A 23,223-nucleotide genomic window follows, 5' to 3' on the forward strand; every position below is an offset into this window, starting at 1 on the left:
TATTGTTTAAAATATATAAAAGTGATAAAAAGCATAGTTTCCAAAGAAAGTTTTCTTGGTCTGCCATTATTAAAACCTTTATATACTTTTCTTAATTCTTCTAAAAGAAATAAATATGTTTTTTTAAACCAATCACACTTTGACAATCAATCATTTTTATAAAATCCTTTTTTACGAATATATTAACATAATTCTTACTTCTTTGAAACTATAAATTGATTTGTCAAGTACTTTTGAAACAAGTCTAATGTACTAAAAAGAAATAATCTTTGGAGATATAAAACAAAAAAGAAAAAGAAGCGATATGATAAACGAAAATTTGTCTCTAAAATACAAAAAGAGGGCAAAATAGTTCAAATAGACACTAAATATATCAAATTAGGCAGAAAAACAGTTTATCAATTCACTGCTGTAGATTTAGCTGCTCGTTATAGTTGGAGGCAAATCTATGAGGATAAAACACCTTATAGTGCTTTATCTTTCTTAAAATATGTCTTAAAAACTTCACCTTTTAAGATACAAGCTATACAGACGTACAATGGTATGGAATATACTTATCGCTGTATTAATACTCCTAAAATAAATATTTTTGATGAATACTGCTTAAAAAATAAATTAGAGAGGAGATATATTCCTGTAGCAACACCAAGATATAACGGTGTAGTAGAAAGAGTACACGGTATAGACGAAAGAGAATTTTATTCACGATTAAATAAAAATATCACAGTAGAATTATTGAGAGAAAAATTAAAAGAATATACACATTTTTATAACAATCAAAGATTGATTTCTTCGTTATTGTATATTACAATCAAAGAAAGAATCAAAAATATTATAGCAAGTAAAAGTACAATATCTATGGCTCCATGACACATAAAAAATCAATTATGAAATATTTTACTTAAAAACTCTTTAATTCTTTCATTGTTTTGATTATTGAAGAAGTTTTCAGAATTATCCATAGCAATGATTTTACCACTATCCATAAATGCTATATTTGTAGAAAGCTCTCTTACAAAACTAATCTCGTGGCTTACTATAATCATAGTCATTTTTTCTTTAGCAAGTCCCTTAAGTACAGCTAAAACCTCCCCTATAAGTTCAGGGTCTAATGCAGAAGTAGGCTCATCGCATAAAAGTATCTCAGGCTTCATTGCTAAAGCTCTAGCTATTGCAACACGCTGTTTTTGCCCACCAGAAAGTTCACTTGGATAACTGTCTTTTTTATCTTTAAGACCAACCATATCTAGCAACTTTAATCCCTCTTCTATTGCTTCATCTCTATCTTGCTTCTTTACAATGATTGGTGCTTCTATGATATTCTCTAAAGCAGTCTTGTGGTGAAATAAATTAAAGTGCTGAAATATCATTCCTATCTTTTCTTTTCTCTTGATAAAATCTTCTTTGGATATAGTAATATTATTTGAAAATAAAGGTTCATTATCTATATAAACTTCACCAGAATCAGGTCTATCTATTTGTATAATATTTCTGAGAAGCGAACTCTTTCCAGCACCAGAAGGTCCTATAATAGAAACTATATCCCCTCTATTTACTGTAAAACTTACACCATTAACAGCAGCAGATTCTTTATATTTCTTTTTTAAATCAATAACTTGTAATTGTAAATTAGCTTCTAATGACATACTTCTTCTCCAAATTTCTAAAAATAGCAACTACAATAAATGTAAATACTAAATATATTATTCCTGCTATTACAAAAGGTATAAGCTTAAAATCTCTAGTTAAAATCTGTCTTGCATAAAGCATTAAATCGCCTATTCCAAGAACTATTACTAATGATGTGTCTTTTATTAAGCTAATAGCTTCATTTGAAAGAGGAGGCAATACTTTTCTTATAGCCTGAGGAAGTATAATTCTAGTCATTATTTGTCTATAATTCAAATTAAGTGCATAAGCTGCCTCATACTGACCCTTATCAATACTTTCTATACCAGCTCTAAATATTTCTATAAGATAAGAAGCATAATTAATAATAAAAGTAATAGCAGCAGAAGTAAATGCCGGTAAAGCTATTTTATTGTTAGTGATAAGCGGAATACCATAATAGAAAAATATTAATTGAAGTATTAAAGGAGTTCCCCTAAAAAGCCAAGTATAAACATCAAAAAGATATTTTATAAACTTTGGAGCACTAAATTGCAATGCCGCTAAAACTATAGACAATGGCACAGAAAATAATGCTGTAATTAAATAAAGGCTTATTGTAACATATGTACCTTTTAATAAATAAATTGTTGTAGCTATTATGTATTCCATATCTCAAAACTTTACAAATATATTTATAGTAATACTATTCATAATAGTATAATACCATTCATAAAAATATCAATACATTTATTAAAATACTATTAATAAAAATGTTGTTTTTAAAAAAAATTAATATTTTTTAAATAAAAATTGGCTTATAACAATATACCCCCCCATATAATAAAATTTATAATAGTAATTTTTTGTAATTTTAAATTTAATAGTTTTTATTTTTTTTAAATATATATGTTTTATTATCTAAACAAACAACTTTATTAATAATCTATAATAGAACACTAAATATTTGTAAATATGATAAAAAATTTAATAAATAAAAAATTCTTAATAATATACTCTATACTAATATCATTGATATTTTTATCTTTATGCATATTATATATTCTTTGCAATATAGAAAGAACAGCTTATTTGTCAAGTTTTAAAAAAGTATCTGACAATAATTATAATTGCAAAATAAACTACTACGATAATAAGTTTTTTAAGAATAATAAAATATTTATGGTATATCCATATTTTAATTATGATACAGATCATGTTCTCAATCAAAAAAATCTATCATATAAATTGACATCATATAATAATTTAGACTTTGATGATAAAATAGATATTCAGTATAAATTAAAATTAAAAAAAGAAGTTTTTATATTTTTTATTTTTATAATATTAATATTTCCTATAGTTTATTTATATATAATACCAAACATAATAAACAATTATAAAATATATATACTTCTTTTAATAATACATATACTGCTTTATTTTCTATTAACTAAATTAATTCTTCCGTTATATTCAATGCTAAAATTGCAAACAAATATTTATGATATATTATATTCTTATTTATTTATAATAATATCCTATAATTTATTGTCTTATATACCAAATTGTGTGCATATAAAAAATCACAGGATAATTTTTACAATACTATTTTGTATAATAACGAACTTCTCTTTTTTTGTAATAGAAATTATTGCATTAAGCGTGTTAGATATGGTTGTATTATTTTCTGATATGCCTAATTTATACTCTTCGCTTATAACAGTGCTTACTATACAAATGAAAATTATAACAATAATATCAAGCATAATATATTTCTCTTCTTTGCTAATATTATTATTTTTGTTTATATATAATCTATACAAAATGTTTAAGATGAAAAAATTGAATGCAATAATGATGATGTTATTAATAATATCTATATCATATATTTTATTTTTAAGACCAAACAAAATAGAAATGTGGAGCATAGATTTTTTAAGAAATGCAAATAAAAGAGGAATAATATATACACTCAATTATAGAATAAATTATGATAGAATGAACAACATAAAACCAAATAAAGAATTGGTATTAAACTCCATAAACTTATTAAAAACATATGAAGAAAAAAGAGATTTATCAAATTTATTATTACAAGATAGTGAAAACAAAAGAGATATATTTTTAATATTTTTAGAATCTTTTTATGATTATTCTCATTTTGTAAAGCTATTTAATAAAGACCCATTCCCAAGAGAATATAGAAAGTGGGCAAACAGCTCAAAAAAAATAGCACCAAATGTTAACAACGGTAGTTTTTATGCAAGATTATCAGGACTTACTGCTTCAAGCCCATTATATCCAAAAACTCAATCAGAAAAAATAGATAAAACCTTAATAGGACTTTTAAATGAAAATGGATACTGCACATTAGCATTAGAAGAAGCATTAAACACATACAATCTTAAAACTTTCTACCCATCAATAGGCTTCAGCAATTCAATATTCGGACTAAACATCACAAATATAAACAAATACTTAGAAACTAATATAAATAATTTGAAACAACCACTATTTGTATCTGGCTTTACAATTTTGGGACACACAGATTCACATATAGAAAATGATTTTAATATAGCAGAAAAAAATAAAAAGTTTATGAATTATTTTAACGGTAATGATAGAGTAAATTTATTAGAAACAATAGATAACTCTGTAATGACATCAATAGAGATAATAAAAATTAGAGATACTATACTAAAACATTCGCCAAATGCATTAATAATATTCAAACATGACCATTTATATCCTTATTTAAGGGCAATAGTAGAGCGTTCAACTATAGATGAAAATATAAAGAGAAGTTTTTTAGAAGATAATAGCCCAAGCCCAATTCTTATATGGGACGGCACTAATGGAGCATACAAACCAGCTATAAATCTAATGCCAGAAAATATACCAATGTTTATAGCTATTAATGCAGGAGTTACAAATTATAAAAACTCTGTAATTTCATTGCTTTATAAAGAAGAGATTAATAATAATATAAGCACATATCATAAATATTATAAAGTCACTAACAACTCTATAATATTAGAAAATAATGTTGATGAAAGCTCTGAAATTTTTAAATATGAGAATGCTCAAAAAATATTATCACAGGATATATTTCAAGGCAAAAAGTATTATTATGAATTAATAAGCGATTTAGAAAATAACTAATTAAAACTTTAAATATTTCCAAAGCTCATAGAAATGATTAACAGGTCCATGACCCCTACCAACACTATCAACCTTAGCAGACTCTAAGGCATTAAATAAATAATCCTTAGCTAAAATACAAGATTCTAATGGTGTTTTTCCATGAGCAATATAAGAGCAAATAGCAGCAGATAATGTGCATCCTGTGCCATGAGTATTTTTAGTGTCTATTCTAACAGCATCAAGAAACTCACGCTCTTTAGAGTTTATAAATAAATCTCTTGAAAGCTTTCCGTCTAAATGCCCTCCCTTAAGCATTACATTTTTTGCCCCCATTTTGAGTATATCATTAGCAGCATTAATCATGTCCTCATCTGTAACAATTTTTTTATTAGTGATGTCCTCTGCCTCTGGTATATTCGGAGTAATTACTGTAGAAAGCGGTATAATATATTTTTTTAAGCTCTCAACTGCATCCTCCAAAAGAAGCCTGTCCCCGCTCTTAGCAACCATAACAGGATCAACTATTATAGGTATATTTTTAGCATTATTCTCTAAGAAGTTTGCAACAAGTTTTATTATATCATTATTAAACAGCATTCCTATTTTTATGGCATCTGGAATTATGTCATCAAATATACAATATAGCTGCTCTTCTATAGCCTTAATATCTATCTCATAACAACTTCTCACCCCTTGAGTATTCTGTACAGGCAATGCAGTTAATACACACATTCCATAACAGCCCAAAGCAGAAAACACTTTTAAATCGGCCTGTATGCCAGCTCCTCCTGAACCATCAAAACCGGCTATTGTTAAAGTCTTAATCATAATAAAAAATCCTGACACTTAAGATACTAAATTTTTTTCTATATATTTTTCGTATATAAACTTACAAATTACTTTATGGTCAAAAGAAGATATATTTTCAAATAATCCAATATATTCTTTGCCTACTACTTCTATAATATTTAGAGAAAATGTCATCTTATAAGAACCTATAGACATATAAGTAAGCGGTATATTATATCCCACATTAAGATGAATATTCTCATTTGGTATTAAAAATCTTATTCCCCTCGCAGATATACCTAATATCATAGCACGCACTATCTGTTTACTTTCTTCATGCCTAAAAACTATATCATGATTTACATTGTTAATTATAGTATATTTTATTCTCTTAGGAAGCAAATTAGATTTAGACAATATGCTTGAAAATCTATTAAAAAAATCTTTTTCATTAAATGGTTTAAATAATATTCCAGCTATACCTATTTTAAACATATTAGAAACAAACCCCGGTATAATTTCTGATACATAAATTAAAACTTTAACATTTTTATATATATTATTATCATGCATTTTTTCTAAAATATTATTGACTTCTTCATCATAAGGCGAGGTTTCTATAATGGCAATAGAGAAAGGCATTTTTGAACAAGTTGAAAGTATATGTCTTTTATCTTTTACAGCAACAACATCATAGCCTTGCATAAGCAGTATTGTTGTAATGTTATCTCTTATAATACGATTGGAATCGTAAACTAATACCCTCATAAAGCACCTCCATTTGCCTATATATTAATTATAAGATAGTTAAAATTAAAATCAAGAAAAAAAACTAAATTATGTTATAATTATCAAACAGGTATTTAATGCATAGTTTAATAACTAATAATAAACTAATACTGAATTAAGGGTAACATAATGAAAGAAATAAAAATCACAGATATAGAAAATATAAAAATAGGAAACGCTCAAAATATAGAAGCTGCTACAGGCTGCACTGTAATAATATGCGAACGCGGTGCTAATACTTCTCTTGATGTACGCGGAGGAGGCCCTGCTTCGAGGGAAAGCGAACTTACAAAACCATTTGCAACTACAGAAATTATACATGCTGTACTATTAAGCGGCGGCAGTGCTTTTGGGCTTGATGCTTCGGGAGGAGTTATGAAGTATCTTGAAGAGAGGAATATTGGTTTTGATGTAGGGGTTACTAAAGTGCCTTTGGTTTGCGAGTCTTGTATATTTGATTTACGTATTGGCGATTATAAGGTTCGTCCTGATATAGAAATGGGTTACAATGCTTGTATTGATGCTCAGAATAATAATCCAAAAATGGGAAATTATGGGGCAGGGACTGGGGCATCTGTTGGTAAGATATTGGGTGCTGATTATGCGATGAAATCTGGATTAGGTTTTTATGCTTTAGAAGTTGATGGGGTAAAAGTTGGGGCTGTTGTTTCAGTTAATGCTTTTGGGGATATATTTGATTATGACACAGGAGAAAAATTAGCGGGGCTTTTGAGTGAAAACAAAAAAAAGTTTAGAAGCTCTGAAGAGGAATTAATAAAACTAACAAGAGATAAAGAGATATCATTTACAAGCAATTTGGTAGAAAATACAACAATAGGAACTATTATAACAAATGCTAAGTTTACAAAAACACAAATGGGTAAAATAGCTTCTATGGCTCATAATGGTTTTGCTAGAACCATAAAGCCAGTACACACTACATTAGACGGGGATAGTATTTATGCTATGTCTGTTGGAGATATTAAGGCGAGTATTGATGCGGTTGGAAGTTTGGCTGCTATTGTAATGGGAAGGGCTATTAACAATGCTGTAAAAAATACTTGTGCTGCTTATGGGCTAAAAGCATATAATGATATTTTTTAATTATTTTTATTAAATTAGTATATTAAATTGATATATTTAAATTGATGAAAAAAATATTTATTTTTATATTAATACTTACAACATTAGCTTTCAGTAATAATATAAGCAATAATCAATATAAAAACATAGATGATTATGCAGGAATATATTATGGAACATTGATTGCATATTCTGATGCAGCAGGAGAAGTGCATTTACAAAATTTTAAAATAGAAATTTCAAAATCTGGAAATATTATATCCGTAATACCAACATCATTAATAATAGGAATAGATACAGACACAGATGTAGAAGTAAATAAAAAAAATATTATAAGAAAATCAAGCAGTCAATACAAAATAGTGGATAATATCACAAAATACATTATACCTAATATCTCAACAGTTTCAGCAAAGGGAGATATAATACTTAATTTTTATGATAATGGAAATATTTTAGAAGTAAATGGCAACTGCGAAGGAAGTGTAAGTTTTAATATAGAAGCATTCGATAAAACAATTATAGAGGCTAATAAATCTACAAAAGTAAATATTTACGGAACTTTTAATATCACTGAAAAAGTATATGATTAAATAAAAACTTTTAGCAAACTTAAAGCCCTATAATTTTTAATAAATTAAAAACCTAATTCTTCATTTATAAATAATATATGTATTCTGTTTTTTATATGGCATTTATTTATAATAACAGTATAAGCACATAATCTCTCTTCTATATCGCAATTCTCATTACATATCATATCACCTACACTGCAAGGATTATTTACTTTAAATCTTATAGAGTTTTGTGAAGCAGCAAAATCTTTAGCTCTCTTTAATGCATCTTGCTGAGTGTTGGCAACCTTATTTCTTCCTACAACTAAATAAACTTTTTTTGGTCCGTAAATCATAGCAGAAACCCTATTTCCGCCTCCGTCTATAGCAATAACATCACCATTTTTACTTAAAGCATTAGCAGAACATAAATAAACATCAGCAGTAAATGCCTTAATCTCTGCATCTCTTTTTAATTCTTTGTTGTTTCTGTCTATAAAATTTTTATATCCTTTTAAATCTTCTAATATACCTATCTGATTAACACTAGTGCTTCCGCCGAATGTTATAACATCATCTTTTTTTATTTGACTTAGTAAAAACTTTTTAGACTCTTCTTTGTTTGCAAAACTATCAAAAGCAAAACCTTTTTTATTAAAATTTGTTTTTAATATAGCAGATAAATTATTAAAATACTCTTCTTGAACTGTCATAAAAAAACTCCATAATATAATTTAACATAAATTATACTTAATATAAAAATATTTGTAAATATATATCATTTTTTCTTTTTATATCTGTTTTATATGTTGACTTTTATAATTTTTTATACTATACTCATTATTAGTAATTAATATTAATAAGTAATTTATTGTATTAATATAATTAGGTATTTCAAAGGAGGAAAATATGCCTAGTTTTGCAAACCCGTTTAATGCAAATGTTGAAAGAAAAATTAGTAAAGAAGAATTGATACAGGCTGTGAGATTGGATATAGCTGGCGAATTGGAGGCTATATATTTATATGATGCTCATTGTATGGCTACAGATGACCCTGTTGCTAAGGCAGTTTTAGCTGATATTAGAGATGAAGAGAAAGCCCATGTTGGTGAACTTATGGCTCTTTTAAGACATTTAGACCCTAAAGAGGCTGAACATTTTGCTTCTGGAGAAATGGAAGTAAAAGAGATGATGGAAGAATTGGGAATAAAAGAACCAGATTTATCAGGTCTTACAGTAGGAAGTTTGAAAAAAGAATAATTATTACTATAATAATATAGTATACAATAAAATTTAAAAAAGGAGAATATATGGACTTTTTAGCAAGAGATGGTTCGCCTTTTGACAGCGACTTTTGGAGTAAAATAGATAAAACAGTAATAGAAACTGCAAGCAGAACTTTAATAGGAAGAAGATTTTTAAGTATATATGGACCTTTAGGTTCTGGCAGTATAAGCGTGCAATATGATAGAAATGACAGAGAAGAAGTTTTTCAAGATGGTATAGTGAAAACTTCTGGAAGGCATTCTGTGGAACTTCCGCAATTATATCAAGACTTTACTCTTCTTTGGAGAGATATAGAAAATAATGAAAAAAATAAAATGCCTTTAGATTTATCTGTAACATCATTTGCAGCACAAACTCTTTCAAATAAAGAAGATGAATTAATTTTTTATGGCAATGAGTTTGTCGGAGTTACAGGAATACTGAACACTAAAGGCGTACAAAAACTAAAAATTGGTGATTGGTCTGCTGGTGAAAACCCTTATATTGATATTGTGAAAGCTATTAATATGATTAGAGAAAAAGGAATAGTTGGAAGAATAGTATTAGCTTTGAGTCAGGGATTATTTTTTGACTTACAGAGAATACAGCAAGGCACTGGAATGACTGAAGCTCAAAGAATAACTAATATGATTCATAATTTATTTAATATACCTACAATAAAAGGTAAGAAAGCTGCTATTATATGTGTAGAGCCTCAATATATAGATTTGGCTATTGGTGTTGATATGTCTACTGCTTATTTAGAGCAAAAAGACCTTAATCATACTTTTAGAATTATGGAAACAGTGTTGCCTAGAATTAAAGAACCTGATGCTATTGTTGTGTTAGAATGATACCCCGATAATTTTTAAACGAAAGAAGCAAAAGTAAGTAATATAACTTATTTTTGCTTTTTTGTGTAAATATCAAAATAATAATAATTCAGCTAAAAAATAGTTATTAATAACTATATCATTTTTTAAAAAAAGAAATATATTCTACACTAGAAAAGTATATTTAAATTGGAGCCTACAATGAAAAGAGCGTATATTAAAAACATAGCCTATTATGTACCAGAAAAAATATTAGACAACAAATATTTTGAAAGCATATTAGATACAAATAACGAATGGATAGTAACTCGTACAGGTATAGAAACAAGACGTATGGCAAGGCCAGATGAAACTATTTTTGAAATGGGACTTAATGCTGTTAGAAACTTAGAGAAAAAAGGCGTGGATTTAAAAGATGTTGATGCTATATTAGTTCCTACTGTAACAAAAGACTATATATTTCCATCTATGGCAGGACAATTGCAAAAAACATTAGGACTTAATCATTGTTTTGCTTTAGATTTATCTGCTGCTTGTTCTGGATATATATATGCATTAAACACAGCTGCTTCATTAATAGAAAGCGGACAATGTAAAAATATACTTATAGTTTGTAGTGAAAAACTTACTAAAGATATTAACTGGAAAGATAGAGGAACTGCTATTCTTTTTGGAGATGCTGCTACTGCTTCATTAATAACAACAAGAGAAGACGGAAAAGGAATAATAGGCATGCATATGCAAAGTGAGCCTGATATGAGTATTGTACTTAACGGCGGAAGTGCTTGCCCTATAAAAGCAGACAATGTAGATGCTCCCGAGTATAAAATATATATGGAAGGTTCTGAAACTTTTAAGAGAGCTGTTACTGAGTTTTCTAATAGTATAGATAAAGTTTTAGAATCTACTGGAAAGAAATTAACTGATGTTAAATATTTTGTACCGCATCAGGCTAATTTAAGAATTATGCAGGCTGTTGCTAAAAGAATAGGACTTCCTATGGAAAAGGTAAGTGTGATATTAAATAAATTTGGAAACTCTTCTTCAACAAGTATAGGATTAGCTCTAACTGATGCTTTGGATAACAATAAAATTAATGATGGTGATTTAGTTCTTCTTACAGGATTCGGCGGCGGATTTACTTGGGGGTCTACTTTAATGATTTGGTAATAAGACCTTTTACAAATAATATAAAAAGGATAGCTTAATAAAAGCTGTCCTTTTATTTTCTAATAAAACATTTCATAAAAATATTGATTTCACAAATTTCTTAAATGAACTTTTCCATTTTTATCTATGGTTTTATTTCCTTTTTTGTACATTATAAAAAGATAATTAAAACCTCTTAAATAATAATTATATTCTATAGCAGATAAATGATAATTACCCTTATTTAAACTTTTATTATGCCTCACAACAGAAACTATATCTATAGGCATAAAATATTTACTCATAATCTCAAACAGCTTAAAACCTATAGGCATAAATGGATAATCTTTCTCATAAGAATCTGAAACATATAAAGCCATATACCTATCTTTTTTCATTATTCTAAATATTTCAGATATCACTTTCTCCATAGCATTATAATACTCATCTGTTTTTGCTGTTAATTTACCTATACAATTTTTTTCATTAGAATAATTTATATGCGTGCTATAAGGAGGGTCTATAAATACAAAATCAACTTTTTCATCTTCTATAGGTATCTTTCTAGCATCGGCTCTAAAAATATTTTTTCTTTCTAATGCTTTTGGATTAATGTCATAACCCAAAGCTCTTCTGCCTAATTCTCTTGCCACATCAACAGTTGTACCGCTTCCAGCCATGGGGTCTACTACCAAATCTTTTTCTTTTGTGTATCTATTTAATAAATTCCATATTATATATGAAGGTGTTGCTCCTATATAATGTTTATGTTTTTCTTCCTCACTTTTTAAATATTGCTGGGAAGGATAATCCCAAAGAGTTGTAGTTTGTAATTCTATTTTCTTTTTCATTTTTCTCATTATACACTATAAAACTATATTAACAAGTATAAACTATTGTAAAACATATTTTTATTGACTTTACTATATAAAACAATATTTTTTATCAGGAGATTATATAAAATAAAATTTAGTTGTAGATATGTAATATATAATTTGTAATAATATAAATAAGGGGTAAAATTTAATCATTAAGTTTTATCCCTTATTTCATTTTATTGAATTATATTTAAATCTTCTATTTTCTGATATTACTTTTCTTATAGCATTCATTATTAATCCTGTAATAATACTTATACCAGACAATAATATAAAACCTGTAGCAAGCACTGATGTAGCAATAGATACAAAACCAACTTTTATAAATGATATTATTACAGGAGTACCGTAATAAAAGCCAAATAAAGCAAATATAGCAGCTATTATCCACCAAAATACTATTGGCTTTTCTGTCATAAGAAGATAAATCATAAGGCCTAATATTCTAAAACCATCTCTGAAAGTATTAAGTTTAGAAAAAGAACCTTCTGGTCTGCTTTTATACTCTGCTTCTAACTCTCCTATCTGCAAACGCATCTGCATAGCAAAAATTGTAAGCTCTGCTTCTATTTCAAAACCTCTAGAAGTACAAGGAAAGGTTTTTACAAATTGGCGTGAAAAAACTCTGTATCCGCTTAATATATCATTAACATTATTGCCAAATAAAAATTTAGCAAAACCAGTAAGCATTTTATTACCAAAAGAATGACCTTTTCTATATTTACCAGCTTTACGAACCACTGTAACCATATCCATATCATAATCAATCAAATAATTAACTAATCTTGGAATAGCAGAAGCATCGCATTCATTATCACCATCTATAAGTATATAAATGTCGCTATCAACAATAGAAAAAGCTTGCCTTACTACTTCACCTTTACCTTGATACATAACTTTCTTTACTATAACCCCAGTTTCTTTTGCTATATCATATGAATTATCTGTAGAATTATTATCAAATACGTAAATCTCACATTCAGGTGAATATTTTTTTATATCTTCTATAACTTGTTTTATTGTAATTTCCTCGTTATAACAAGGTATTATAGCTGATATTTTCATTTTTTATTTCCAAATGATTTAATAAATTTCAATTCTGTGAAGAATTTTTTGAATCCACCTATATCATTAATAAATGTAATAAATGATATTAAAGACATTATAGAAATTGGAACTATAATATATATATATCTTAAATTAATTACTGGGCTAAATATTATAACTATTAATGCTGTCATTATAGATGAAATACAAATGGACATACAAAAAATAAAAATATAGTTTTTTATGTAATTTTTATTGATGATAATCAAACATAATAATATAATAAATATTAATAAATCTAAAAATAAAAATATATATAGATTGATATCTATTAAATATTTATAAAAGAATGTAAATAATGTTATATTTAAGTTAGAAATTTTTCTTATATAACTCTGAATTCCTGCTTGATTTAAACGATCAGAATAGAAATTAGAGTATTCATTAAAATTCATTCTAAAATTATTTTTTAAAAGTAATATATGTTTTCCAAAATTAGTTATATGTTTTAACCAACTAATAGGATGTTTAAATATAGCTTTAAAAAATACTTTTTGTACTTCATTTTGGGATATATCGTTAATAAATACTGTTGATACACCACCCCAACCAAAAGCATCAGCATTAATGCTATTTTTTAAATAAAATTCTTTAATATAATCAAAATCTATTCCTTCTCTATACCATTGTTTTGGTATAACATCTTCATCATTTGACAATGCGGCACATGCTGATATTGGTAAATAATATAAATGTTGTGTAAATCCTGAATACAATGAAGAACTTTTTATCCATAAAGTAGGTTGATACTTAAATATTAATACTAATAATATAGCAAATATCAACATCAAATTAAAAAACATCAATATATATGATCTTATGTTAGTAATTTTTTTCTTATTCAAGATGATAAATGTAACTAATATAAATAAAGGATAAACAGTAACTATCATATTATGTCTTGAAATCATAGATAGAATTAATATAAATAATCCAACTATTAATATAATAAAATTATTTTTAATTGGTATTAATAAATAAAATAATATAATTGAGGCTGATAACCAAAAATAATTTACTGCTGTAATATCTTTTATTTGATAGTTATTAGCAAACCATATATTGCCAATGAAAGATATTAATATTAAAAAATAGAAAAATATATTTTTATATTTTAGATATAAGGATATTATGATGATAAATAATCCTAAATACCAACATATTAAATTTATAATGAAAAAATATGAAGGACTATATCCAAATAAATTATATAAAAAAGATAAAGTTACTTGATTAAATACAGGATGTCCATTCCAGTACTTATTATTATATCCAGATATAATTATATCTATATTATCCCAACCTTTAAAATATCCTGGAAAATATATATATAATTGTAATAAAAATATTGACAATATAGAAAAAAATGTAACTAATATGAATAAATAATCTTTCTTATTAAGATTAATTTTGTATTGATATACATTAATATTATTTTCATAAATAAAATAATATTTTGTAAATAAAAGCAAAAAAATGATTAACAAATTGAATATTATAAATTGTGATACTAAATTAGTTTTCATTTTTAGAATATAATTTACATTATCAATCTTTTCAAAATCTATTATTTTAGTAGATATTAAATAGCCAAAAGGACTTCCATCTGAACTCATATATATATTTTCTATAAAAATCATTATCTTCAATAACTTTTTAAGATCAGGATATACGTTGTATATATCACTATGTCTAAAAATTTTATCATAATATTGCATTTTAAATCCATAACTATATTTGGTTATAGATTTATTTGTGTATATATATTCTGTTATAGCTTTATCATCAAGTACATTATCTTTGTAAAAATTATTTTTTATATTTTCTAAATTATTAATTTCTAAAGTTCTATTAATATGTAATTCATCAAATTTAAATTCAGATATATAACCTACTCTTGTTTTTTTCCCTAATAGCGAAAAAACTATTAAAGTTATAATACAAAGTATTAATAATGAAAGATATATTTTTAATAATAAATATTTCTTTTTCATAAATTACTCCCACAGAATATAATAAAGGTTATATTTAGATTTAACAAAATATTTTTTGCAACAAGTATAAATTTGTTTAAGAGAGTAAAACTTGAGATTGTATAGAAATGTTTGTTTGTTTGCATATGTATATCCATTACTTTATAGCATTATACTATAAAAACAACCCTTGTCAATTATAAGATTTATTCTTATTAAGAAAAAATACAAAAGAAAAAATACTAGTCAAAATCTCTGCCGATGGAAAAGATAGCCATACTCCTGTCATATTAAAAACACTTGATAAAATAAATATTGAAGGCATTATGAATACAAAACCTCTTAATATAGATATTATAAATGCGGGCTTGGCTTTATCCTTAGCAGAGAAATATACACAAGTAACAATATTATATCCAACAAATATAAAAGCTGTAAAATATATGCGAAGTCCATTAACAGATATTCTTTGTAATTTTTCAACATTATCTCTATTAAAAATATAAGTTATTTCATTAGCAAATACATATGTAATTATGTAAACTATAACAGAAATGCTAGTTGATAAAATTATGTCATGGAGCCATAGATATTGTACTTTTACTTGCTATAATATTTTTGATTCTTTCTTTGATTGTAATATACAATAACGAAGAAATCAATCTTTGATTGTTATAAAAATGTGTATATTCTTTTAATTTTTCTCTTAATAATTCTACAGTTATATTTTTATTTAATCGTGAATAAAATTCTCTTTCGTCTATACCGTGTACTCTTTCTACTACACCATTGTATCTTGGTGTTGCTATAGGAATATATCTCCTCTCTAATTTATTTTTTAAGCAGTATTCATCAAAAATATTTATTTTAGAGGTATTAATACAGCGATAAGTATATTCTATACCATTGTCTGTTTGAATACAATGTATTCTAAAAGGAAAATAATCTATAAGCCGTTTCATAAAATCAATGGTACTGTATGGACTTTTTTCATCGTATAAATATCTAAAGCTCATTCTAGTAGCTACATCTACAGCAGTAAACTGATAATAACGTATTTCACCAAAAAAAGCATATTTGACATCTATTTGTACATTTTCTCCTGCTTCCTTGATATAAATTGCATGTTTTCCTTTATGCTTCCTCTTAATTTTTTTTCTTTTTGCTCCTATACAAATTATGTTCTTTTAGAACAGTTTCTATTGCTGTTGTTCCTACTTTAATGTCTTCTAACTCTAATTGTTTTTTTATTTTTAATTTACCATAACCGTATAATTTTCTTATCTCAATTATTCTTTTAATAATCTTTTTATCTTTCAATTTATTTTTATTAGTTTTAGGTTTAGTAGATTTAGGGTTTATAATAGAACAAATTTCTAATTGTCTTTTCCAATAGTAATATGTTCTAATACTAATCTTATATTTTAAAGCTAATATTTCTTTATTCTTAACTTTATTAATTTTTATAACTATCTTTTTTCTTTGATTTGAAGTATATTCTTTCATAGGTATTCCTTTTGTTTTATTTTAGTTAATTAAATTATAAGGAATACCTACTTTTTTAAACTAAAAAAACGTGCAATATGTATGGCTCCTAAACAATACCATTTAAGAAAAGTAATTGATTTTTATACCTATTTATAATATAATCATTATGTTTATTCAAAAAGAAATAGATCTTATTTTTTATAATAAAAAATAATCAATAAAAAAAGAGGAATTAATATGCGTTTTAAAAGTGCCTATAATGGAATATTAACAAAAGACGATATCGGCAAAGAAGTAAAACTAGCTGGTTGGGTTTTAAGAAGAAGAGATCATGGCGGAGTAATATTTGTAGATTTGAGAGATAGAACTGGATTTGTACAAATAGTATTTAATCCTGAAATAAGTAAAGAAGCACATAATGACGCTCAGGATTTAAGAAGCGAATATGTTATAAGTATAGAAGGTAAAGTAAGAGCAAGAAGCGAAGATATGATTAACCCTAAAATTCCTACTGGTGAAATTGAAGTTATGGTTGAAAAAATGGATCTTCTTAATACTTCTGAAACACCTCCTTTCTTACTTGAAGATGATATTGATACTGGTGAAGATATAAGATTAAAATACAGATACTTAGATTTAAGAAGACCTACTGTATTCAACAATTTATATAAAAGATTTCAGATAACTAATGCTTTTAGAAAACATTTAGCTGATAATGGTTTTATAGATGTTGAAACTCCTATATTAAACAAAAGCACTCCTGAAGGTGCTAGGGATTTTCTTGTTCCTTCAAGATTAAATGCTGGAGATTTTTATGCATTGCCTCAGTCACCTCAAATATTCAAACAAATACTTATGATTGGCGGTTTTGAGAGATATTATCAAGTTGCTAAATGTTTCCGCGATGAAGATTTAAGAGCAGACAGACAGCCTGAATTTACTCAAGTTGATATTGAAACTTCTTTCCTTAATACTGATGAGTTTTTATCTATTATGGAAAGTGTTACTGCTAATATTGTTAAAGATGTTTATGATATTGATTTGCCTACTCCTTTCCCTAGATTAAATTATTATGATGCTATGGAAATGTATGGAAGCGATAAGCCTGATACTAGATTTGAATTAAAACTTATTAATGTTGAAGATGCTGTTAGAGGCTGTGATTTTGCCGTATTTAAAAATGCTTTAGACAATAAATTTATAATAAGATGTTTGAATGCTAAAGGCGGAGAGAAATTAAGCAGAAAAGATATTGATGACTTTACTAAATATGTTGGTATATTTGGTGCTAAGGGTCTTGCTTGGATGAGAGTTACTGATAAAGGACTTGAGTCTAACATCGTTAAATTCTTCTCTGAGGAAAATCAAAAGAAAATATTAGAAGTTACAAAAGCAGAAAAAGGTGATTTACTCTTCTTTGTTGCTGACACTCCAAAAGTTACATTCGATGCTTTAGGTAATTTAAGATTAAGAGCTGCTGAGAAATTAAACTTAATAGATAAAGATAAATTAAACTTCTTATGGGTAGTAGAGTTTCCATTATTTGAATACGATTACAAAGAAAAGAGAATATCAGCTACTCACCACCCATTCACTGCTCCTGTACCTGAAGATGTTGCTATACTTGAAAGCGAGCCTTTAAAAGTAAGAAGTGATACTTATGACTTAGTATTAAACGGCAACGAAATAGGCGGAGGCGGTCAGCGTATATATGACAGCAAAGTACAAGCTACTATATTCAAACTTTTAGGCATAGATGAAGAGAAAGCTAAAATAAGATTTGGTTTCTTACTTGATGCTTTAAAATATGGTGCTCCTCCTATGTGCGGTATGGCTTTTGGTATAGACAGAGTGATTATGCTGCTTCAAAAACAAGATAGCATAAGAGAAGTTATAGCATTCCCTAAAACTCAGAAGGGACAATGTTTGATGAGCAGCTGTCCTTCTACTGTTGATGCTGAGCAATTAGAAGAGCTTCATTTGAGCATAGAAGAATAATTATAAATAAGTTGTAAATAGAAAGCCTCTTAAAGTTATAAGGGGCTTTTATTTTTTTAACTTTTTTCTAATTCCCCGCCATTTATACTTTTAATTTTATCTGCAATTTATGTTTCCTATTTCTTTATTGTTGTATTAGAATTTATAGTACCCACCCAAGCGGATTTTTAATTTAAAAAGTTCACAACGCACGGTAAGCCAAACAAAAAATATAATCAAATTAAAAATTCAATTCTTGTTATATTAAAAAATTCGCTCACCGTGCGGTAAATAGCTTTTAAATCTAATTAAGATTGGGCGGGCGTGCTTTTATAATTTAAGTTTTAAATATAGATGAAGCTATAATTTTAAATATAATAATAAAGAATAAAGGGCGGGGATTTTAAATAATTTTTTATTTTTCTTTTTAATATTATAACTTAAATGTCATTCTCAAAATCATTAAGAACTTTTTTAAAGTTATCTAAATCTATACTAAAATTAAACTTATCTCTATTTTTAATATTATAAAAATAATGTATATTTTTAGGATTATTTTCTACATATTCATAATATTTCATACCTATTGTATCACATATATTTCTATGACAATCTTCATATCGTACATCTGTTACTATTCCAAGCACAGAAGTCTCTGTAGTACAACATACTATATTAGTTAATCCGCTTCCCAAAACAGATATTATTTTTTTAGCTTTATTAAACAAACAAAATTGTTCCGCTACAGAATAATCTTCAGGATAAATAATATTGTATCCTAAATTAATAAGTATATCAATTAATTCTTTTTCATTAAGTATGTTTCTTGTTTTCACTTTTCTGCGGCTTATGTATATTTTATCATAAAAATTAATAGTACATTTTTGTAATAAATTTTTAGTAAGTTCCAAAAACTTATCACATTCCCATTTTAAAGGCTTTGATGGAAGTATACTAGGAAATGAACTAAAAAATAAATTCTCACATTCTATCTTTTTTTCATCAGGTACGTTTAAAATATTTTTTATTCCAAATATTTCAATACTTTCTCTATAAAATTTAGCTTTACATCCTTGACTTATAATGAAAGTATCTATCCTATCAAATAATCCTGAATCTTGTAACAAAAATAATCTTGCTAATATATCATGAATCCAATGTCCATAATAGTTTTGCCACTGAGATTTTAACACAAAAACATTTCCTTTAATTTTCATTTTTCTTCTAAATTTAAAAAATAAAAATCTTCCTGCTAAAGCACTAAGATGATCAAAAATATGATTCGGCAAACTATCCTTTATAAATTTACCTTCTTTTGTAAATATAAATCCCCAATCAGAATAAACAATTCCATCTTTTATAGAACATATATAATTTATTTTTTCTGATGACTCATATTTTATCGGTATATAGTTTGTATATTCTGTATTTTTAGCTTCAATAGAATTCTGTTGTAAATCTTTATATATTTTTTGAGAAAGTTTATTTCTTATACTAGAATGAAGTAATTTATCAAATATAGGCATATAAAGACTCCAATAATATAATTAGTATAATATACTAAAAATTAAAAATTTTGTCAAAAATTACTTTTATATTTTCTTTTTTTTAATAAAAGATATTGTCAAAATTATAATATTAAAATACATATAAATAAAATTATATATAACAATTTTGTTTATAATAATTGTAATATATTAAACGCACAGTAAGTTAAACAAAAATATAATGAAATTAACAAGTCCACACAAATATTAAAATAAAAAAGTTATTTTGACAAAATTATAAAAATAATATATATTATTGTATAATTCTACAATTAGTAATTTTTCAAAATATAATGTTTATGATTTTTTAAGAGGTTATGCATATGAATATTATTAATTCTATTATAACAAACACAAATAATATTATGTATGGATATTTGCTTTTAGCAGTATTTTTTGTGGTAGCTGTATTTTTTACTATTATATTAAAAGGAATACAAATTTCGCACTCTATACATGCTCTAAAACTTCTATTTTCAAAACATGAAAAAGGCGATGGAGTTTCAGGGTTTGTAAGCTTTTGTATAAGTACTGCTTCAAGAGTAGGTACTGGAAACATTACTGGTGTTATGGGTGCTGTTTCTACGGGCGGACCGGGAGCTTTATTTTGGATGTGGATTATGGCTCTTTTGGGAGGAAGTTTAGCTTTTTCTGAAAGTACACTCGCACAATTATATAAAGAAAAAGATTCTATGGGTAAGTTTATAGGAGGAGCTTCTTTCTATATAAAAAGTAAATTAAAAAAACCTCTGCTTGCAATGCTATTTGCTTTATGTATGATATTTACTTATACTACTTTTAACGGAGTTCAAGCGAATACTATATCAAATGCTTTATCAAAATATAATGTGTCTGTAATAATTACTGCTGTTATTTTAACAATTATTACAGCATTAATATTATTCAGTAAAAAAAGAGACACTATAACACATGCATGCGTATTTATAGTCCCTATTATGGCAATACCTTATATATTAATGGGACTTTTTATATTCTTCACTAATTTACCTTCAGTGCCTTCAGTATTTCAAAATATATTTATACAAGCATTTAAACCTAGTGCAATTTTTGGCGGTGCTATAGGTATTACAATTTCAAACGGATTAAAAAGAGGATTATTCTCAAATGAGGCTGGTATGGGAGGTGCTCCCCATGCTGCTGCTGCTGCTCATACTTCTCACCCTTGTAAACAGGGACTTATACAAATGTTCTCTGTATTTACAGATACTTTATTAATATGTTCTATTTCTGGTTTTATACTTTTATTATCTCCTGAGGCTATGAAAGAAGTTAAAAATATAGAAGGTATTAATTTATTTCAATATGCTATGGAATCACATTTAGGAAGTTTTGGTTCTATATTTATCACTGTATGTATATTGTTTTTCTCATATAGCTCTATACTTGGAAATTTCTTCTATATAAAAACAGGTGCTGCTGCTGTAAAAGATAATTTTGCATCATATATCATAGTAGGACTTATGACTATAGTAATGGTATTTGCTGGTTCATTGGCAGAGTTCAAAACTATTTGGGGAGCAGGCGATATGTTTATGGGGTTTATGGCTTTATTAAACATTATTATAATGATAATACTTAATAAGCCTGTATACTTACTTACAAAACATTATGTATCACAATTAAAAGAGCATAAAGAACCTAAATTCAATAAAAACTCTATTTCAGATTTATCTAACGATGATGCTATTAGTCAGTGGAATGGCAATGAATAATTAAATATTAATGTATGTAAGATAAGGGGTATAACTTTTATCACTTATCTTACATACATCTGAGAGTTTCTGTATTTATAATCATTCATATACTTATAAACCTCTTCTTCTGTTAAAACTTGAGATACATTAAAAATTACATTCTCTATATGCATACCCTCCCTTGAATTATAATTATCATTTAATTGAGCATTGCTTTGAACAGTAATTTTACCAGCATTATTTTTTATAAGCTCAGCACCCATCTCTCCAACTATTGCTGAGCCTCCGTCTGGAATGGTGTAACCTGTAGTACCAAAAGCAAACTTTGGAGGAGTAGGGGGATTAGATTTTACACTGTCTAAAGCATTTGTAGAAGATACTATACCAGAAGCAGCAGAAATAGCAGAAGCAATAGTTGTAGCAGAAACAGCTAACCCAGCAGCAAAACCAACTAATCCGCCTTCAGCAAAAGATGTTGCAACACCTAATGCAGATTTTGCTATTGCAAGCGAAGGTATTAAAACAGCATCGGCAATAGCCTTACTTTTTTCCATCTCTGCTAATTTTACTTCGTTTTCCCATTTTGCATAATCTTTTTTATATTCAGCCTCTGCTAAGTTTCTCTCTAATAATTCTTTTTGAGCATTCTTTTCTTTTTCTAATAATAATAATTTATTTTCTTCTTCTCTTTTTTTTGCTATCTCTTCTTTTTTTATTCTAATAGCCTCAGCACTCATCAAGTCATCATTTTCTATAGCAAGTTCTAATTCCTCATCTAACCTAGCTAAAAAATCATTATAATACTCATCTTCTTTTTCTTTGCTGCTTTCTCTAAGCTCATTTTGATAATTATTAAACTCTTCTAGTTTTTGTTTTGCCTCATTTATAGCACTATCATAGATACTCAAATCATAATCAAAAAACGAAAAGAAACTTGATGATATACTGCTATACAAAGTTGATGTACTTGAAAGTATACTGTTAATATCAGAAGAGAAACTTTTAATATCTATTTTATTTATGCTGTCTTTAATTAAATTAATGGAATCAGCAGCAATATTAGAGCTTTCTTTTAATTCAACACCGATAGCATTATTAATACTGCCTATATAAGCTTGAGTTTTAATAAGCTCTTCATTCATTTCTTTTATATAGTTTAAATTATTATCCATATATGCTCCTTTTTATGTATTAAAAATTTTTTGTATAAAATAATGTATTATAGTTGATAAATTTATGATTTTAGTATAAATAATGCAGCCTTTTTGCTTCTTTGTGGCAACAAAAGAAGTGGGGTCTGGGGCAAAGCCCCAGATATAA

General features: G+C 26.5%; 19 protein-coding genes and 2 pseudogenes. 9 read left to right on the top strand and 12 right to left on the bottom strand.

What is annotated here, in order from left to right:
- The first annotated feature begins 543 nt into the window (after nt 1-543).
- The gene (locus EPJ72_RS13535; RefSeq protein ID WP_147732294.1) at nt 544-870 is read left to right on the top strand and encodes an integrase core domain-containing protein; all 327 of its coding nucleotides are present in this window, start codon (nt 544-546) and stop codon (nt 868-870) included.
- 11 nt (nt 871-881) lie between these two features.
- Here EPJ72_RS13535 and EPJ72_RS11590 read toward each other — a convergent pair whose 3' ends face one another.
- Both EPJ72_RS11590 and EPJ72_RS11595 read right to left on the bottom strand, forming a co-directional pair.
- Nucleotides 882-1,646: an amino acid ABC transporter ATP-binding protein gene (locus EPJ72_RS11590; protein ID WP_147732295.1), complete on the bottom strand. Its 765-nt coding sequence runs from the start codon at nt 1,644-1,646 to the stop codon at nt 882-884.
- Nucleotides 1,630-2,280 (bottom strand): amino acid ABC transporter permease, encoded by a 651-nt coding sequence (locus EPJ72_RS11595; protein ID WP_147732296.1) that lies wholly within the window; start codon nt 2,278-2,280, stop codon nt 1,630-1,632. The genes EPJ72_RS11590 and EPJ72_RS11595 overlap by 17 nt, the downstream gene beginning before the upstream one ends.
- A 303-nt stretch (nt 2,281-2,583) precedes the next feature.
- On the opposite strand from EPJ72_RS11595, the gene EPJ72_RS11600 reads away from it, so the two are divergent.
- On the top strand, nt 2,584-4,773 hold the full coding sequence (locus tag EPJ72_RS11600) for a hypothetical protein (protein ID WP_199749292.1): 2,190 nt from the start codon (nt 2,584-2,586) through the stop codon (nt 4,771-4,773).
- Here the strand turns inward: EPJ72_RS11600 and thiD are convergent, their stop codons facing one another.
- Both thiD and EPJ72_RS11610 read right to left on the bottom strand, forming a co-directional pair.
- Entirely contained in the window at nt 4,774-5,583 is an 810-nt protein-coding gene (thiD, locus tag EPJ72_RS11605; RefSeq protein ID WP_147732297.1) for a bifunctional hydroxymethylpyrimidine kinase/phosphomethylpyrimidine kinase, read from the bottom strand.
- An 18-nt stretch (nt 5,584-5,601) separates the two neighbouring features.
- Nucleotides 5,602-6,312 carry a response regulator gene (locus tag EPJ72_RS11610; protein WP_147732298.1) on the bottom strand — a complete coding sequence of 237 codons (711 nt, stop codon included), beginning with the start codon at nt 6,310-6,312 and terminating at the stop codon, nt 5,602-5,604.
- A 150-nt stretch (nt 6,313-6,462) separates the two neighbouring features.
- Here EPJ72_RS11610 and EPJ72_RS11615 point away from each other — a divergent pair, with 150 nt between their 5' ends.
- Both EPJ72_RS11615 and EPJ72_RS11620 read left to right on the top strand, forming a co-directional pair.
- Nucleotides 6,463-7,437, top strand: coding sequence for a P1 family peptidase (locus EPJ72_RS11615; RefSeq protein ID WP_147732299.1), 975 nt, complete (start codon nt 6,463-6,465; stop codon nt 7,435-7,437).
- 44 nt (nt 7,438-7,481) lie between these two features.
- Entirely contained in the window at nt 7,482-8,009 is a 528-nt protein-coding gene (locus EPJ72_RS11620) for a hypothetical protein (protein ID WP_147732300.1), read from the top strand.
- Between the two features lie 44 nt (nt 8,010-8,053).
- On the opposite strand, the gene EPJ72_RS11625 is transcribed toward EPJ72_RS11620, so the two are convergent.
- On the bottom strand, nt 8,054-8,683 hold the full coding sequence (locus EPJ72_RS11625) for a lactate utilization protein (RefSeq protein ID WP_147732301.1): 630 nt from the start codon (nt 8,681-8,683) through the stop codon (nt 8,054-8,056).
- Between the two features lie 196 nt (nt 8,684-8,879).
- Here EPJ72_RS11625 and EPJ72_RS11630 point away from each other — a divergent pair, with 196 nt between their 5' ends.
- From EPJ72_RS11630 to EPJ72_RS11640, 3 genes are all read left to right on the top strand, one after another.
- Nucleotides 8,880-9,230 (top strand): demethoxyubiquinone hydroxylase family protein, encoded by a 351-nt coding sequence (locus EPJ72_RS11630; RefSeq protein WP_013244481.1) that lies wholly within the window; start codon nt 8,880-8,882, stop codon nt 9,228-9,230.
- A 50-nt stretch (nt 9,231-9,280) separates the two neighbouring features.
- Nucleotides 9,281-10,090, top strand: coding sequence for a family 1 encapsulin nanocompartment shell protein (locus EPJ72_RS11635; protein ID WP_147732302.1), 810 nt, complete (start codon nt 9,281-9,283; stop codon nt 10,088-10,090).
- Nucleotides 10,091-10,270: 180 nt separating this feature from the next.
- Nucleotides 10,271-11,239 carry a 3-oxoacyl-ACP synthase III family protein gene (locus tag EPJ72_RS11640; RefSeq protein WP_147732303.1) on the top strand — a complete coding sequence of 323 codons (969 nt, stop codon included), beginning with the start codon at nt 10,271-10,273 and terminating at the stop codon, nt 11,237-11,239.
- An 89-nt stretch (nt 11,240-11,328) separates the two neighbouring features.
- Here EPJ72_RS11640 and EPJ72_RS11645 read toward each other — a convergent pair whose 3' ends face one another.
- The 5 genes and pseudogenes from EPJ72_RS11645 to EPJ72_RS13815 all read right to left on the bottom strand — a co-directional run bounded on the left by EPJ72_RS11645 (nt 11,329) and on the right by EPJ72_RS13815 (nt 16,682).
- Complete coding sequence (locus EPJ72_RS11645) at nt 11,329-12,069, bottom strand: TRM11 family SAM-dependent methyltransferase (RefSeq protein WP_147732304.1); 741 nt, start codon at nt 12,067-12,069, stop codon at nt 11,329-11,331.
- Between the two features lie 198 nt (nt 12,070-12,267).
- Nucleotides 12,268-13,161: a glycosyltransferase family 2 protein gene (locus tag EPJ72_RS11650; RefSeq protein WP_147732305.1), complete on the bottom strand. Its 894-nt coding sequence runs from the start codon at nt 13,159-13,161 to the stop codon at nt 12,268-12,270.
- Nucleotides 13,158-15,197 carry a hypothetical protein gene (locus tag EPJ72_RS11655; protein WP_147732306.1) on the bottom strand — a complete coding sequence of 680 codons (2,040 nt, stop codon included), beginning with the start codon at nt 15,195-15,197 and terminating at the stop codon, nt 13,158-13,160. Before EPJ72_RS11655 ends, EPJ72_RS11650 begins: the two co-directional genes overlap by 4 nt.
- A 172-nt stretch (nt 15,198-15,369) precedes the next feature.
- Nucleotides 15,370-15,750 (bottom strand): annotated as a pseudogene (locus tag EPJ72_RS13810) (MATE family efflux transporter); the annotation flags it as partial.
- Nucleotide 15,751: 1 nt separating this feature from the next.
- A pseudogene (locus EPJ72_RS13815) lies at nt 15,752-16,682 on the bottom strand (transposase).
- A gap of 219 nt (nt 16,683-16,901) precedes the next feature.
- Here EPJ72_RS13815 and aspS point away from each other — a divergent pair.
- Nucleotides 16,902-18,662: an aspartate--tRNA ligase gene (gene aspS / locus EPJ72_RS11670; protein ID WP_147732307.1), complete on the top strand. Its 1,761-nt coding sequence runs from the start codon at nt 16,902-16,904 to the stop codon at nt 18,660-18,662.
- 419 nt (nt 18,663-19,081) lie between these two features.
- On the opposite strand, the gene EPJ72_RS11675 is transcribed toward aspS, so the two are convergent.
- The gene (locus EPJ72_RS11675) at nt 19,082-20,167 is read right to left on the bottom strand and encodes a glycosyltransferase family 61 protein (RefSeq protein ID WP_147732308.1); all 1,086 of its coding nucleotides are present in this window, start codon (nt 20,165-20,167) and stop codon (nt 19,082-19,084) included.
- A gap of 344 nt (nt 20,168-20,511) precedes the next feature.
- Here EPJ72_RS11675 and EPJ72_RS11680 point away from each other — a divergent pair, with 344 nt between their 5' ends.
- Nucleotides 20,512-21,921, top strand: a complete 1,410-nt coding sequence (locus EPJ72_RS11680; RefSeq protein ID WP_147732309.1) for an alanine/glycine:cation symporter family protein — start codon at nt 20,512-20,514, stop codon at nt 21,919-21,921.
- Nucleotides 21,922-21,965: 44 nt separating this feature from the next.
- On the opposite strand, the gene EPJ72_RS11685 is transcribed toward EPJ72_RS11680, so the two are convergent.
- Nucleotides 21,966-23,075, bottom strand: a complete 1,110-nt coding sequence (locus EPJ72_RS11685) for a hypothetical protein (RefSeq protein WP_147732310.1) — start codon at nt 23,073-23,075, stop codon at nt 21,966-21,968.
- Between the last annotated feature and the right edge of the window lie 148 nt (nt 23,076-23,223).

Origin of the sequence: Brachyspira pilosicoli (assembly GCF_008016535.1) — a bacterium.
GTDB classification, from domain to species: domain Bacteria; phylum Spirochaetota; class Brachyspiria; order Brachyspirales; family Brachyspiraceae; genus Brachyspira; species Brachyspira pilosicoli_A.